Genomic DNA, 14,774 nt, shown 5'->3' with positions numbered 1-14,774 from the left:
GGCCTGGAGTGACTCAGTTTATCCCTGAGCCACCTTCCTCCAGTGACCGCAGCGGATCGGCGGGCAGTACAATATAGACCCCCTCAAATACCGCACCGGTTTTTTCATCACCCTGCAGTTGTACATCCAGCCGGACCCGGGCTTTCCGCCCCCGGGCCAGCCTGTCCAGGTCTCCGCGCAGCGACCCTAATTCAGCCACCGCTCCCGGCCGGCCGGTAATGGCGCTGTGGTAACGGATATGGGCATCGGCCAGTACGATGGTTCCCCCAAGATGACGCTCCCGCAGCAATAACCAGATCAACCCCCAGCCGGTTAAGGTCGCCAGCGAAAAGAGACTCCCCGCAAACAGCGTATGATGGGGGTTCTGATTTCCGGTTTCCGGCATCGTGGTACTGAACTGATGCCCGGTGTATTGCTGAATACGGACCCCCATTTTTTCACTCAGGGGAATATGCTGATACCAGGCCTGTTGCAGTTGCTCACACCAGTCCGCCCGGTGCAGAATATCATCCATGCTGACACTGGGTTTTATCATCAGAAAATGGCGAACCGGTGAGGTCTGTGCCGCAAGAATTTCTCCCTGGTTGATGTAGCCCAGTTTGACGAAAAATTCGATAGCATCTTCACGGGCACTACAGGTGATTCGCTTTACGCCTTCCTGACGGGCGACGGATTCCAGCGTCATAATCAGCAGTGTGCCCAGCCCTTTTCCACGCAGAGCAGGGTCTACCGCGATAAAGCGGATCGAAGCCTCATTATCGGCATTAATATACAGGCGTCCGACGGCTACCGGATGGTTATCTTCATCGACGACCATCTGGTGATGCGCGGTGGCATCCCACGCTTCGCGTTCGGAACCGGCCGGCTGATTTAAGGGTTTGCGTAACATTTCCCAGCGGAACTGAAAATATGCCTCCAGCTCTTCCGGCGTCCCGGGAACACGAAGGTGATACATAGAAGAATTCTCCCTGCTGACCGATCCATACACCGGCAAGGGGGCCGGTATTTGTCTTATGACACCTGTAGCCAGAAGGTGACCGGGCCATCATTCACCAGACTGACCTGCATATCTGCGGCGAACTGGCCGTTTTCGGTGGTGACCCCCTGCTGACGGCAACATTCACTGAAATACTGATAAAGTGCCTGTGCTTTCTCCGGCGCTGCGCCCCCGGAAAATGACGGTCTCATCCCTTTACCGGTATCTGCCGCCAGGGTAAATTGTGAGACCACCAACAGACTGCCTTCAGCCTGCTGTAAATTCAGATTCATTTTTCCCTGCTCGTCGCTGAACACACGATAACCCAGTACACGTTCAGCCAGTCGCTGAGCTTTTTTCTCATCGTCCTCTTTTTCTACCGCCAGTAATACCAGCAGGCCTGCGCCTATCCGGCCGACGGTTTTCTCCCCGACGGTGACACTGGCCTGAGTAACGCGTTGTATTAATGCAATCATGCTGTTTCCGGCTCTTCTTTTTTGGATTGTTTCAGCTGCCGGTAATGCCCGATCGAGACCGTGATCTCCGCCCCCAGTAACACGATACACCAGGTCCAGTACATCCAGAGGATCAGGATCGGTATCACCGCCAGAACCCCGTAGATCAACTGATATGACGGGAACATGGTGACATACAGCGAAAATGCCTTTTTCCCCAGTTCGAACAGAATGCCGGCAAACAATGCACCGATAAACGCATCCCGTGAAGGCACCTCACGTGTAGGCACAATACTATACAACAACCAGAAGGCCAGCACAGAAAGCAGCAAGGGTAATAAGCGCAGGACAGGATCCAGCAGATGAGTGACCCCGGTATCATTGAGCCATTGCACAGAAAGAAGGTATGAGCTCATGGCAAGGCTTGCCCCGGCCAGCAATGGCCCGAGGGTAAGCACCATCCAGTAGACGGCAAAAGAAAAAACCAGCGGCCGCTTTTTCGTACTTCGCCAGATGGTGTTCAGCGCACTGTCAATCGAATGTATCAGCAGCAACGCTGTGACGATAAGCCCGATGGCACCGACCGCCGTCATCCGGTTGACATTGGAAACGAAACGTTCGAGGTAATCTTCCACCACCGTGCCCGCGGCCGGGACAAAGTTATCAAAAATAAAATGCCGCAACTGGATACTGATGTCCGAAAACACCGGGAAGGCAGCAAACAAGGCGAAGACCACCGTTGCCAGGGGAACCAGTGCCAGTAACGAGACAAATGTCAGGTTCCCGGCATGGACGGTCATATTATCTTCGTCAATACGCCGCCAGAGCAGCGCCCCCCAGCTCAGCAAAAATTTTATCCGCGCCATCATGTCGTTGAGCTCCCTGCCAGTGAAATGAAAGTACCGGAGACCTGCCGGCTAGTGAGCCGCGGCACGGTCAGAAAACCACTCTCTGAGGGTTTCAGGACCGGTGACCAACACACTGTTGATGCCGAGGCGCTGAGCAGCCTCGATATTCTGCGGATTATCATCAAAGAAGACCGCCTCCTGTGCCGTCACCCCTTCTTTCCTCAGTACGGCCTCATAGATCTGCGCTTCAGGTTTACGCATCTGCATTTGCTGTGAGAGATAAATAGCATCGGCCGCGTCAGTGACCTGCGGATAGTGTTTTGGCCAGAACTCGCAGTGCAGGTTATTGGTATTAGACAGGATGACCACCCGGTGACCTTGTGCCCGTAGTGCATTCATTTGTGCGACCACCTCGTTCCGGACATCCACAAAAACGGCCTCCCAGCCAGCCGCAAACTGCGCATAGCTGAGGTTAATTTCCAGCATCTTACAAAGAGAGGCAGCAAACTGCTGATCGGTCAGTTCCCCGCGTTCATGCTGTTCAAAGGCTTCGTCGAATGTAAAACGGTGCTGTAATAATGCGAGCGGTACGCCACTGAGATGGCTCCAGACACCCAGCGCCCGTTTGAAATCGATATCAACGATGACATTTCCTAAATCAAAGATATAGAGCATAGTCGTCTCCCTGCTGGTTACCGGTCTTTTCACTTTAGCGGCAAATAGCCCCGGTTAACAGAGAGGCCGGTAGAGAAAAATCCGGAGAAAGGTAAAGCGCCCTCCGGCAGCAGAGGCTGAAAAGCGACAACCGTGGGGTGCGGAGACAGGCCCGCGCTTTAACGAGCCTTTCTGCAGACATAAAAAAACCCCGGCGAGCCGGGGTTTTGCGTTACAGCACGCTCAGTTAAGAGTCTTTGCCGCCACGTGAAGCACGTTTACGCTCATTCTCAGTCAGATGGCGTTTACGGATACGTACAGAGGTCGGAGTCACTTCAACCAGTTCATCGTCATCGATGAATTCCAGCGCCTGTTCCAGAGACATCTTGATAGCAGGAACCAGAGTGGTTGCTTCATCCGTACCGGAAGCACGCATGTTGGTCAGTTTTTTACCGGTCAGGCAGTTCACGGTCAGGTCGTTTGAACGTGAGTGAATACCGATAATCTGGCCTTCGTAAACTTCAGCACCGTGACCCAGGAACAGCTTACCGCGGTCCTGCAGGCTGTACAGTGCGAACGCAACCGCTTTACCCTGGCCATTAGAAATCAGTACGCCGTTCTGACGCTGACCGACTTCACCCGGACGCAGATCACCATAATGGCTGAAGGTCGAATACAGCAGACCGGTACCTGAAGTCATGGTCATGAATTCGTTACGGAAGCCAATCAGACCACGGCTCGGGATTTCATAGTCAAGACGCACACGGCCTTTTCCATCCGGATCCATGTTCTTCATGTCACCTTTACGCTCACCCATCGCCTGCATCACAGCACCCTGGTGCTGTTCTTCGATGTCCAGGGTGACGTTCTCGTAAGGTTCCTGCTTACGGCCGTCAACTTCGCGGAAGATAACTTTCGGACGGGATACCGCCAGTTCGAAACCTTCACGACGCATGTTTTCGATCAGTACCGACAGGTGAAGTTCACCACGACCAGATACACGGAATGCATCAGCGTCTTCGGTTTCTTCAACGCGCAGAGCAACGTTATGTACCAGTTCTTTCTTCAGACGATCCAGGATCTGACGTGAAGTGACGTATTTACCTTCTTTACCACAGAATGGTGAGGTGTTTACGCAGAAGTACATGCTGACGGTCGGTTCATCAACGGTCAGTGCCGGCAGTGCTTCAACATTCTGTGGGTCACAGATAGTGTCAGAAATGTTCAGCTCGCCCAGACCGGTAATTGCGATGATGTCTCCGGCTTCCGCCAGGTCGCTGTCGATACGTTCCAGACCCAGGTGGCCCAGGACTTTACCGACTTTACCGTTACGGGTTTTACCTTCGCTATCGATAACAGTCACTTGCTGGTTAGGTTTTACCTTACCACGCTTGATACGACCGATCCCGATAACACCCAGGTAGTTGTTGTAATCCAGCTGGGAAATCTGCATCTGCAGAGAACCATCCAGATCAACGTTAGGCGCAGGGACGTGCTTAACGATAGCTTCGTACAGTGGCGTCATGTCTTCCGCCATTGCCGCATGATCATCACCGGCAATCCCCTGGATAGCCGATGCATAGATGATCGGGAAATCCAGCTGTTCGTCGGTCGCGTCCAGGTTAACAAACAGGTCAAAGACCTGATCGACAACCCAGTCAGGACGTGCGCCCGGACGGTCAATTTTGTTGATAACGACGATTGGCTTCAGACCATGAGCAAATGCTTTCTTGGTTACGAAGCGCGTCTGTGGCATCGGGCCGTCGATAGCATCAACAACCAGCAGCACAGAGTCTACCATCGACATCACACGTTCCACTTCACCACCGAAGTCGGCGTGTCCCGGAGTATCGACGATATTGATTCGATAATCGTTCCACTTAATCGCGGTGTTTTTCGCGAGGATAGTAATCCCACGCTCTTTCTCCAAATCGTTGGAGTCCATCACACGTTCAGTTGCTTCGGTACGGGCATCAAAAGTACCGGACTGTTGTAACAGCTTATCAACCAGGGTCGTTTTTCCATGGTCAACGTGCGCGATGATGGCGATATTACGCAAATTTTCGATCACAGCTTTGCCTCAGGCATTAGAAATAGCGCGCTATTGTACACGGATTAGGCGAAAGACTGAACATGATCACAGTATTCCGTGTAACTTTCTCACGACTTTTTTTACTGGCCTGTATCCGCAGCAGATTACGTACATTTTTAGTGCAATGCATGGCGACCAAAACAGCATTGCACTATACTGGTGCATCACGGTTCACTATAATTCCCCATTTTGGTGCATTGCGCCAGTATAGTGCCTTCGCTGTTTGACCCCGATTGCCGTCCGGCCCCTGTTTTCCGGCGAAATAAAAAGTTGGCACAGTTTTCGCTTAACCAGTGATAAGCAAAAACGCCAGTTTCACAACGTTTGAAACGCTTGTCGGGAACTTTAAACCGGGAATTCACAGCGCCTCGTGAGTCATCATCGGTTCAGTTCTCTATCCACGACAACAATGATTATTTCAGGAGAGTTAGTATGTCCGTTGAACACGTTCTCTCATTGATGAACGAACACGAAGTTAAGTTTGTTGATCTCCGTTTTACCGACAGTAAAGGTAAAGAGCAGCACGTCACCATCCCTGCTCACCAGGTCAACGAAGACTTCTTTGAAGAAGGAAAGATGTTCGATGGCTCATCCATCGGCGGCTGGAAAGGTATTAACGAATCAGACATGGTGCTGATGCCGGATGCGACCACCGCGGTACTGGACCCGTTTTTCGAAGACCCGACCCTGATCATCCGTTGTGATATCCTGGAGCCAGGCACGCTGCAAGGCTATGACCGTGACCCGCGTTCTATCGCGAAACGTGCTGAAGACTTCCTGCGCACTTCCGGTATCGCTGATACCGTACTGTTCGGACCGGAACCCGAGTTCTTCCTGTTTGACGATGTACGTTTCGGTTCAACCATGTCGGGTTCTCACGTGGCTATCGATGATATCGAAGCGGCATGGAACACCGGTAAAGCCTATGAAGGCGGTAACAAAGGCCACCGTCCTGGTGTGAAAGGCGGTTACTTCCCGGTACCTCCGGTCGATTCATCACAGGACCTGCGTTCTGCCATGTGTCTGACGATGGAGCAGATGGGCCTGGTTGTTGAAGCTCATCACCACGAAGTGGCTACTGCAGGTCAGAACGAAGTCGCGACCCGCTTTAACACCATGGTGAAAAAAGCCGACGAAATCCAGATTTATAAGTATGTGGTACACAACGTGGCACATGCTTACGGTAAAACAGCGACCTTTATGCCAAAACCTATGTTTGGCGATAACGGTTCAGGTATGCACTGCCATATGTCACTGGCTAAAGACGGTAATAACCTGTTCTCCGGTGACAAATACGGCGGCCTGTCTGAAACGGCACTGTTCTACATCGGCGGTATTATCAAACACGCAAAAGCGATCAATGCCCTGACTAACCCGACCACTAACTCTTACAAGCGTCTGGTTCCGGGTTATGAAGCGCCGGTCATGCTGGCTTACTCAGCCCGTAACCGCTCAGCCTCAATCCGTATCCCGGTTGTCGCCAGCCCGAAAGCTCGCCGTATCGAAGCGCGTTTCCCGGACCCGGCGGCTAACCCATACCTGGCGTTCTCAGCACTGCTGATGGCGGGTCTGGACGGTATTATCAACAAAATCCATCCTGGCGATGCGATGGATAAGAACCTGTATGACCTGCCTCCTGAAGAAGAAGCAGAGATTCCAAAAGTTGCAGGTTCTCTGGAAGAAGCACTGGACGCACTGAACGAAGACCGTAGCTTCCTGACCCGTGGTGGCGTATTCACCGATGATACTATCGATGCCTATATCGCCCTGCGTAAAGAAGATAACGACCGTGTGCGCATGACTCCGCATCCGGTAGAGTTCGAGCTTTACTACAGCGTTTAATCTCTGTTGCAGAGTTGTTGGCGTGGAAAAATTCAGCCCATCTCCGGATGGGCTTTTTTCTCAGTAATTTCAATGTGTAATAATTTTTTATGCTGGTTATACTGCCAGTTAACCGCCTTTCATTGATGGTCAGGCAGACAACAGTCCGTATCACACTGATGTTTAACTCCGGAAGACACCTTTGACGGGCTTTATCTGGTAACGCGGAGATGGAAAAAATGATAACCAACACACAATCCGATGCAGTGCAGATACTCAACTCTCTCATCAACAGTGTGTTAGTAGTCGATGATCAACTGGTCATCCATTATGCGAACCCGGCGGCATTGCAATTACTGGCACAAAGTTCACGTAAAATTTTTGGTACACCGTTACCGGAACTTACCGGATATTTTTCTCTGAATATCGAGGTGATGCAGGAAAGCCTGAAATCAGGCCTGGGATTTACTGACAGCGAAGTGACGATAGTGGTGGATGGCAGGGCACATATTATGTCCCTGACCGCACAGACGTTCCCTGACCAGAAAATCCTGCTGGAAATGGCCCCGATGGATAACCAGCGCCGTCTGAGCCAGGAACAGATTCAGCATGCACAACAGGTGGCCGCCAGAGACTTAGTCCGTGGACTGGCCCATGAAATCAAAAACCCGCTGGGGGGATTACGCGGAGCGGCTCAGCTGCTTTCAAGAGCACTTCCGGACCCGTCGCTCAATGAATATACCAAAGTCATTATTGAGCAGGCCGACCGTTTACGTAATCTGGTCGACCGGTTACTGGGCCCGCAGCAGCCAGGGATGCACGTCACTCAGAGTATTCACCAGGTGGCCGAGCGTATTGTCAATCTGGTCTCGATGGAGTTGCCGGAAAATGTCTCTCTGGTGAGGGATTATGACCCCAGTCTGCCGGAACTGGCCCACGATCCGGATCAGATAGAACAGGTGTTACTGAACGTGGTACGAAATGCCCTGCAGGCATTGGGAGAGGCGGGAGGAACCATCACCCTGCGTACCCGTACCGCATTTCAGCTCACCTTGCACGGGGTACGTTATCGTCTGGTTGCCCGTATCGATATAGAAGATGATGGCCCGGGCATCCCCCAGCAACTGCAGGATACATTGTTTTATCCCATGGTGAGTGGACGAGAGGGGGGGACCGGTCTTGGATTATCCATTGCCCGAAGCCTGATTGACCAGCACTCAGGAAAAATAGAATTTAACAGTTGGCCAGGACATACCGAATTCTCGGTTTTCCTGCCTATTCGCCAGTGAGGTTACCATGCAACGAGGGATAGTCTGGATCGTCGATGACGATAGCTCCATCCGCTGGGTGCTTGAACGTGCGCTCACTGGAGCCGGTGTCAGCTGTACGGCTTTCGAGAACGGAAACGACGTACTGAATGCACTCGCCAGTAAGACACCTGACGTATTATTGTCAGATATCCGCATGCCGGGTATGGATGGCCTTGAATTACTCAAGCAAATTAAGAAACGTCATCCTATGCTGCCGGTCATCATTATGACGGCACATTCTGATCTTGATGCTGCAGTCAGTGCCTATCAGCAAGGGGCTTTTGATTACCTGCCAAAGCCTTTTGATATCGACGAGGCCGTCGCGCTCGTCGAACGGGCGATTAGCCATTATCAGGAACAACAACAACCCAGAAACCATCCTGACAGCGGCCCCACCACCGATATTATCGGTGAAGCCCCCGCCATGCAGGACGTTTTCCGTATTATCGGTCGTCTGTCACGGTCATCGATCAGTGTGCTGATCAACGGGGAATCCGGTACGGGGAAAGAACTGGTGGCGCATGCCTTACATCGCCATAGTCCGCGGGCAAAATCACCGTTCATCGCACTGAATATGGCCGCCATCCCGAAAGATCTGATTGAATCAGAGCTGTTTGGCCACGAGAAAGGCGCATTTACCGGAGCGAATCAGGTCCGCCAGGGGCGCTTCGAGCAGGCGGACGGCGGAACGCTGTTTCTGGATGAAATTGGCGATATGCCACTGGATGTACAGACCCGGTTATTACGCGTGCTCGCCGATGGTCAGTTTTACCGGGTCGGAGGATATGCCCCGGTTAAAGTGGATGTCCGGATCATTGCCGCAACTCACCAGAACCTGGAGTTACGGGTTCAGGAAGGCAGGTTCCGTGAAGATTTGTTCCACCGTCTGAACGTGATCCGCATTCATCTGCCGCCGCTGCGTGAACGCAGAGAGGATATTCCCCGCCTGGCCCACTACTTCCTGCAGGTCGCAGCCCGGGAACTGGGCGTGGAAACCAAAATCCTCCATCCGGAAACCGAAGCAGCCCTGACCCGCCTGCACTGGTCGGGGAACGTCAGGCAACTGGAGAATACCTGCCGCTGGCTGACCGTCATGGCTGCCGGACAGGAAGTACTGATTCAGGATCTGCCTCCGGAACTGTTTGAAACGACGCCGGCAGAAACCCCGACACAGTCGTCACCGGACAGCTGGGCGACCCTGCTGGCACAATGGGCTGACCGGGCGTTACGTTCCGGTCATCAAAACCTGTTATCCGATGCACAACCGGAAATGGAAAGAACATTGCTGACGACCGCTCTGCGCTTTACCCAAGGGCACAAGCAGGAAGCGGCCCGCCTGTTGGGCTGGGGAAGGAACACTCTGACCCGGAAACTGAAAGAACTGGGAATGGAATAACCTCCACTCCTGAGAACCGGCAGCCAGACTGCCGGTTATTTCAGATAACGCGTGAGAAGTGTTGCTGACGTACGGTAGTACGCAGATACCGGTCAAAACACATGCAGATATTGCGGATCAACAGCCGTCCCCGGGCCGTCACCCGCAGGCAGTCCCCTTCCCGGATGACCATACCATCACGGATAAACGGGCTTAATAACTGCAAATCCTCTGAGAAATAGTCACTGAAATCGATACCCCACTGCTGCTCCGTCCGGCGAATATCCAGTGAGAACTGGCAAATAAGGGCTTTAATCACTTCCCGACGCAGACAATCATCGCTATCCAGGCTGACTCCGCGCCAGAGCCCGGTCCCCTTTTCAGACACACTCTGGTGCCACTGATTAAGGACCTTATGATTCTGCGCATAGGTATCCCCAATCATACTGATGGCCGATACCCCCAGCCCCAGTAAATCGGTATTTCCCTGTGTCGTGTATCCCTGGAAGTTCCGGTGTAATACCCCCTCCCGCTGCGCTATCGCCAGCTCATCCTCCGGTAAGGCAAAGTGATCCATACCGATAAACTGATAGCCGCCTTCCGTCAGGGTAGTAATGCTCTGCTGCAGAATAGCCAGTTTCCGGGCGGCATCAGGGAGATCAGCCGTTTTTATCTTGCGCTGAGCGGCAAACAGCTCCGGCATGTGGGCATAATTAAACACACTCAGGCGATCCGGGCGTAATTCCAGAACCTTTTGTAGCGTATAGGCAAAACTTTCCGGGGTTTGTTTCGGCAATCCATAAATTAAGTCAATGTTTCCGGACACAAAACCCAATGCTTTCGCCCGTGCCATCAGGGCAAAAATAAAGTCTTCATCCTGCTCGCGGTTAACCAGTTTCTGGACCTGCTTATTGAAGTCCTGAACGCCCATGCTCAGCCGGTTAAAACCCTCCTGTTTCAGGTGATCGAGCATCTCCAGCTCAATTTCGCGCGGGTCCAGTTCGAGAGAAATTTCGGCGTCCGGAGCAAAACGGAAGTTTGCCTTCAGGCAGGCCGTCAGACGTGAGACCTGAGCGGCACTAAGAAATGTCGGCGTTCCCCCGCCCCAGTGCATCTGCGTCACTGTCCGGTCACGAAAAAGAGGGGCACGCTTCAGGATCTCCGCTTCCAGCGTATCCAGATACTGGTCCGCTTTATGCCCCTGCCGGGTGATTTGTTTATTGCACCCACAGAAATAACATAAGCGATGACAAAACGGGATATGGAGATAGAGGGAAAGCGGACGTTGCGGATAGCGACCGGTCGCCTGCAAAAAGTCCTGTTCGGTGTAGCGTTGATCGAACTCAAGGGCGGTGGGATACGAGGTATAGCGCGGCCCGGAATAATTATATTTTTCGATTAACGGCTGGTCCCATTCAATCTGAGGTACAGACATACTCACTCCTTCCGGTGGCGGGCTCTGAAAGCAGATCGCGCAACTCCGGAAGAAGGGGGCCGGTATCGGCGACGCAACCGCGATTTCAATCGTGACAGACGCCGTAGTTTACCTAAGAAGAACAGGAGAAAACACGCATACAACAGCGCTAATATTGATCCTGGCCAAAGCATGGTTAACTATTCTCAGTGAAGGGTACAAAATTTACTCTGCACCCCGGAAAACTGATTAGTTACCCTTAAGTAACCGGTACATATCTTCTTCTGCTTCAGCATCCTGCGTTTCGCTGTCTTCATCCAGATCAATACCCAGTTTTTCCATCAGGACTTCGATACGGTCCAGCGTCGTATCCAGCCAGGTCTGCTCTTCTGCAGACAACTTCACGCCATTTTCCAGTTGATCCAGCAAAGTATCCAGACGCTCATTGCTTTCCAGCGCGGCCAGTTCTTCACGGGCGCTGAGCGCAGGAGCCACTTCGCGGGGCTTAACCACGGGTTTTGCGGCCACTGCGCCTTCGGCAACCAGAGGCACAGGTTTTTTACTGCCCAGACGCGGGTCGTTCAGCGCTTTGTCTTTACCTTTACCATTGCCCTGAGCATTGGCCGGGTTTGCTCGGCTACCGGCCGTCAGGCCTTTATGTCTTTTCTGCCGCTGACGGTCACGGCCTTCCATATTCAGTTCGGCGCGCGTTTTACGCTGAGGTGCGGATTTACCGCGCGGTGCTTTGGCAGGTTGTTTCATGGTGTTCAGTCTCAATGGTTTTTCTTTAGTATAGAATTGCGGCGGAATCTAGCAGAAACCAGCACAATAAAAAAGCGACAGCTGCGGGTATCGCGCATTTATCAGAACCCGGAGGCCTGTTGCAGCTCCGCGAAGCCCGTTATGTGGCCCGGCAACCGGTATTTCTCCCCCCGCAGATCAGCCCTGAGTCAACCGCCGGGCGGTTAACCTGTCTGTGTAACAATAGCAGGAAAACCCGCGGGTCAGGGGATAACACACCAGTGTGCGTCTGATCTCAGACCGGTGATATGACGGAGGCTGAACAGCGCGCATCACCGGTCACCGACGAACGTTCCCGCCGGGTATCACCGGCAATCAAATCGGTCGCGGATCACATTGTATACAGGCACTTTGCCGCCATAACAGGTATACTGCCGTTATTACCCTGACCTTATTATGCGGAGTTTGACCTTGTCTGGATGGAATTATCACGTTACCCACTTTGTTACCAGTGCCCCGGACATTCGCCATCTGCCTGTCGATAGTGGTGTGGAAGTGGCTTTTGCCGGACGTTCTAATGCAGGTAAATCCAGTGCGTTAAATACGTTAACCAATCAGAAGTCGCTGGCCCGTACCAGTAAAACCCCCGGCAGGACCCAGCTGATTAACCTGTTTGAAGTCGCTGACGGCTATCGTCTGGTGGATTTACCGGGTTATGGTTACGCAGAAGTCCCGGAAGAGATGAAACTGAAGTGGCAACGCGCGCTGGCGGAATATCTGCAAAAGCGGGATTCATTAAAAGGACTGGTCATTCTGATGGACATCCGCCATCCGATGAAAGACCTCGATCAGCAGATGGTGCAATGGGCCGTTAACAGCCATATTCCTGTACTGGTGTTACTGACCAAAGCCGATAAACTGGCCTCCGGTGCCCGGAAAAAACAACTGAACCTGGTACGTGAGCACAGCCAATCGTTTGAAGGCGACGTTCAGGTAGAAATGTTTTCTTCACTGAAGAAAATTGGCGTTGATAAATTAAAAAATAAACTGGACGAGTGGTTCAGTACTTATTCCGTCAGTGCCGGAGATAACGCCGACGTTTAATTCCTGCACCGGGTTTCCTGCCGGTACCCTCGCCCTGTTTCCCATAAAAAACGCCCCGGTCACCGAAATGACCGGGGCGGCTAATATTCAGCCAAATCCGATTACGTGAAGTAAAAGGTCTGAAAGATAGAACATCTTACCTCTGTACCCTACGTCTGAAAATGTACCTGATTTTCCGGACCCGATAAAGCACTTTCTTGCTCTTTTTTTAATAGTTTCGGCGCTTTATTCATCAGTAAATATAAAATAAAAAAATGACCCGGGCCATCCGGCATAATAAAAACTTATTCCGTGGAAAAAGAGAATATTTCTTCTTTTTACCGTATATTTTCATTTCTTATTCGTGATTTATCGCGTTTCTCCATGCCTCTTCCTGGTAAATGGCGGGCGACCATAAACAACAACAGCCTGAAAATTAAGGGCTTTATGAAAACACCCGGAAATAGTGCGTATCTGCTTTTTATGAAAATATGAGCTCTTTTCCTTTCAGGAAATACAACATCACACATCATTTACAAAACATTCAGCACCAAATATATAAACAATTAATTAACGCACGCATTTTTACGGCATAGCAACTCCGCCTTCAGCGGCAGACATCGCAACCGATAGCAGGCTTTCACTCGCCGTCGCCTGTAAAACATAATATGGATACCGCCTCCGTCACCCGCAGATATAGATAAACGAATCAGCTTTTTATTTATATTTATCCATCCTCTCTGGATTTTAAGTGAGGACTTTTTCCTGGGCACAATATCCCAAAAAATAATCACTCTCATAAAGTAAATACCCTTCTTTTTACGAATTATTGTCATGAAAGCAGCACAATGCGCAGACGCTTTCACAATACAGCGATATTCAGTCTGGTATTGCCGGCACATCAGCATAAACGTCAATCGGTTCAGCGGCCGATGCCCCGGAGGGTAGCCCTTCCGGATGTCCGGTGATCGTGGAGGAACACAAACCCGACGGAAAAAGAGGGGGAGGTTTTTCCCCCGATGACCGCTAACAGGGTACCGCCAGAGCCGGGCCGGATACCGACTCGTCATCGCCCAGTGACAATATGAGCGCCTCTGTCAGGACCTGAGCGCGAACGTTAGCTTCTGAGCTACGCGCCCGGTGAAAAGGTAGCCTGGATTGTCTTTTTTTATGGTATAGCCCCCTCCCCCCGACACTGATTGCCTGTTAAGGTACAGAAGAATGACGGGATTATCTTCCCGACGGCCCACCCGATGGAGACCATACCGTGAAATCACCGAATGACAGAATCCGGATAGTCGATGTCAGAACACTTTCTGATGACTGGTATCTGCTGGAGAAATATACCTTTGATTTTCAGCGCCATGACGGCTCGTGGCAGCGGTTAAACCGTGAGGCCTATGATCACGGTGACGGTGCGGCGGTATTACTTTTTAACCGGGAGAAAAGGACGGTGATCCTGACCCGGCAATTCAGGCTGCCCGCCTTTGTTAATGGTGGCGAAGGTATGCTGATTGAAGTCGCGGCCGGGTTACTGGAAGCAGAAGACCCTGAGACCCGGGTGCGTCAGGAGGCCGAAGAGGAAACCGGCTACCGGATAAGCCACGTCAGAAAAGTCTTTGAGGCCTGGATGAGTCCAGGATCGGTCACCGAAAAGTTACATCTGTTTGTCGCGGAATATCATCCTGAAGATCGGGTTTCCCGCGGAGGCGGACTGTCAGAAGAAGGCGAAGATTTGGAAGTGCTTGAAATGCCCTTTACCGAAGCCATGCAGGCCATGAACAACGGCACCATCAATGACGGGAAAACCATTATGCTGCTGCAGTACGCGGCCCTGAATCAGTTAATGTAACTCCCCGTTGACCGGTGATCATGCCAGCCTGCCCCCTCTCACGGAAAGCAGGCCAAAGGGGCAGGATAAGCGGGCAGACGTTACCAAAAGCCGGCAGGAAAATATATCGACTGCCGGTCGTCCCCCGGACGTTTCACTGTTCAGAGGACCAGG

The 14,774-nt window shown here is 52.0% G+C and carries 13 protein-coding genes; 5 read left to right on the top strand and 8 right to left on the bottom strand.

Going from position 1 to position 14,774, the window contains the following annotated elements; genetic code table 11:
* Positions 1-13: 13 nt before the first annotated feature.
* From fabY to typA, 5 genes are all read right to left on the bottom strand, one after another.
* Positions 14-955 carry a fatty acid biosynthesis protein FabY gene (gene fabY / locus ABD035_RS07045; protein ID WP_343868866.1) on the bottom strand — a complete coding sequence of 314 codons (942 nt, stop codon included), beginning with the start codon at positions 953-955 and terminating at the stop codon, positions 14-16.
* 56 nt (positions 956-1,011) lie between these two features.
* Positions 1,012-1,452, bottom strand: a complete 441-nt coding sequence (dtd, locus tag ABD035_RS07040; RefSeq protein ID WP_343868863.1) for a D-aminoacyl-tRNA deacylase — start codon at positions 1,450-1,452, stop codon at positions 1,012-1,014.
* Positions 1,449-2,300: a virulence factor BrkB family protein gene (locus ABD035_RS07035; protein ID WP_212713598.1), complete on the bottom strand. Its 852-nt coding sequence runs from the start codon at positions 2,298-2,300 to the stop codon at positions 1,449-1,451. Before ABD035_RS07035 ends, dtd begins: the two co-directional genes overlap by 4 nt.
* A gap of 48 nt (positions 2,301-2,348) precedes the next feature.
* Positions 2,349-2,954 (bottom strand): glucose-1-phosphatase, encoded by a 606-nt coding sequence (yihX, locus tag ABD035_RS07030; protein WP_343868860.1) that lies wholly within the window; start codon positions 2,952-2,954, stop codon positions 2,349-2,351.
* 226 nt (positions 2,955-3,180) lie between these two features.
* The gene (gene typA, locus ABD035_RS07025; protein ID WP_212713600.1) at positions 3,181-5,004 is read right to left on the bottom strand and encodes a ribosome-dependent GTPase TypA; all 1,824 of its coding nucleotides are present in this window, start codon (positions 5,002-5,004) and stop codon (positions 3,181-3,183) included.
* Positions 5,005-5,457: 453 nt separating this feature from the next.
* On the opposite strand from typA, the gene glnA reads away from it, so the two are divergent.
* The 3 genes from glnA to glnG all read left to right on the top strand — a co-directional run bounded on the left by glnA (position 5,458) and on the right by glnG (position 9,552).
* Positions 5,458-6,867 carry a glutamate--ammonia ligase gene (gene glnA, locus ABD035_RS07020; RefSeq protein WP_212713601.1) on the top strand — a complete coding sequence of 470 codons (1,410 nt, stop codon included), beginning with the start codon at positions 5,458-5,460 and terminating at the stop codon, positions 6,865-6,867.
* 218 nt (positions 6,868-7,085) lie between these two features.
* Positions 7,086-8,135 (top strand): nitrogen regulation protein NR(II), encoded by a 1,050-nt coding sequence (gene glnL, locus ABD035_RS07015; protein ID WP_343869006.1) that lies wholly within the window; start codon positions 7,086-7,088, stop codon positions 8,133-8,135.
* Between the two features lie 7 nt (positions 8,136-8,142).
* Positions 8,143-9,552: a nitrogen regulation protein NR(I) gene (gene glnG, locus ABD035_RS07010; protein WP_343868857.1), complete on the top strand. Its 1,410-nt coding sequence runs from the start codon at positions 8,143-8,145 to the stop codon at positions 9,550-9,552.
* A 40-nt stretch (positions 9,553-9,592) separates the two neighbouring features.
* Here the strand turns inward: glnG and hemN are convergent, their stop codons facing one another.
* Entirely contained in the window at positions 9,593-10,966 is a 1,374-nt protein-coding gene (gene hemN / locus ABD035_RS07005; protein WP_343868855.1) for an oxygen-independent coproporphyrinogen III oxidase, read from the bottom strand.
* A gap of 228 nt (positions 10,967-11,194) precedes the next feature.
* Complete coding sequence (yihI, locus tag ABD035_RS07000; protein ID WP_212713604.1) at positions 11,195-11,707, bottom strand: Der GTPase-activating protein YihI; 513 nt, start codon at positions 11,705-11,707, stop codon at positions 11,195-11,197.
* A 450-nt stretch (positions 11,708-12,157) separates the two neighbouring features.
* On the opposite strand from yihI, the gene yihA reads away from it, so the two are divergent.
* On the top strand, positions 12,158-12,790 hold the full coding sequence (gene yihA / locus ABD035_RS06995; RefSeq protein ID WP_212713605.1) for a ribosome biogenesis GTP-binding protein YihA/YsxC: 633 nt from the start codon (positions 12,158-12,160) through the stop codon (positions 12,788-12,790).
* Positions 12,791-12,877: 87 nt separating this feature from the next.
* Here yihA and spfP read toward each other — a convergent pair whose 3' ends face one another.
* Entirely contained in the window at positions 12,878-12,925 is a 48-nt protein-coding gene (gene spfP, locus ABD035_RS17695; RefSeq protein ID WP_071892919.1) for a small protein SpfP, read from the bottom strand.
* Between the two features lie 1,111 nt (positions 12,926-14,036).
* On the opposite strand from spfP, the gene ABD035_RS06990 reads away from it, so the two are divergent.
* Positions 14,037-14,621 (top strand): NUDIX domain-containing protein, encoded by a 585-nt coding sequence (locus ABD035_RS06990; RefSeq protein ID WP_343868852.1) that lies wholly within the window; start codon positions 14,037-14,039, stop codon positions 14,619-14,621.
* The last annotated feature ends 153 nt before the right edge of the window (positions 14,622-14,774 follow it).

This window comes from Tatumella terrea, from assembly GCF_039523755.1.
GTDB lineage: Bacteria > Pseudomonadota > Gammaproteobacteria > Enterobacterales > Enterobacteriaceae > Tatumella > Tatumella terrea.
Note: the sequence above shows the minus strand (reverse complement) of the source record. Positions and strands in the feature narration are given on the sequence as shown.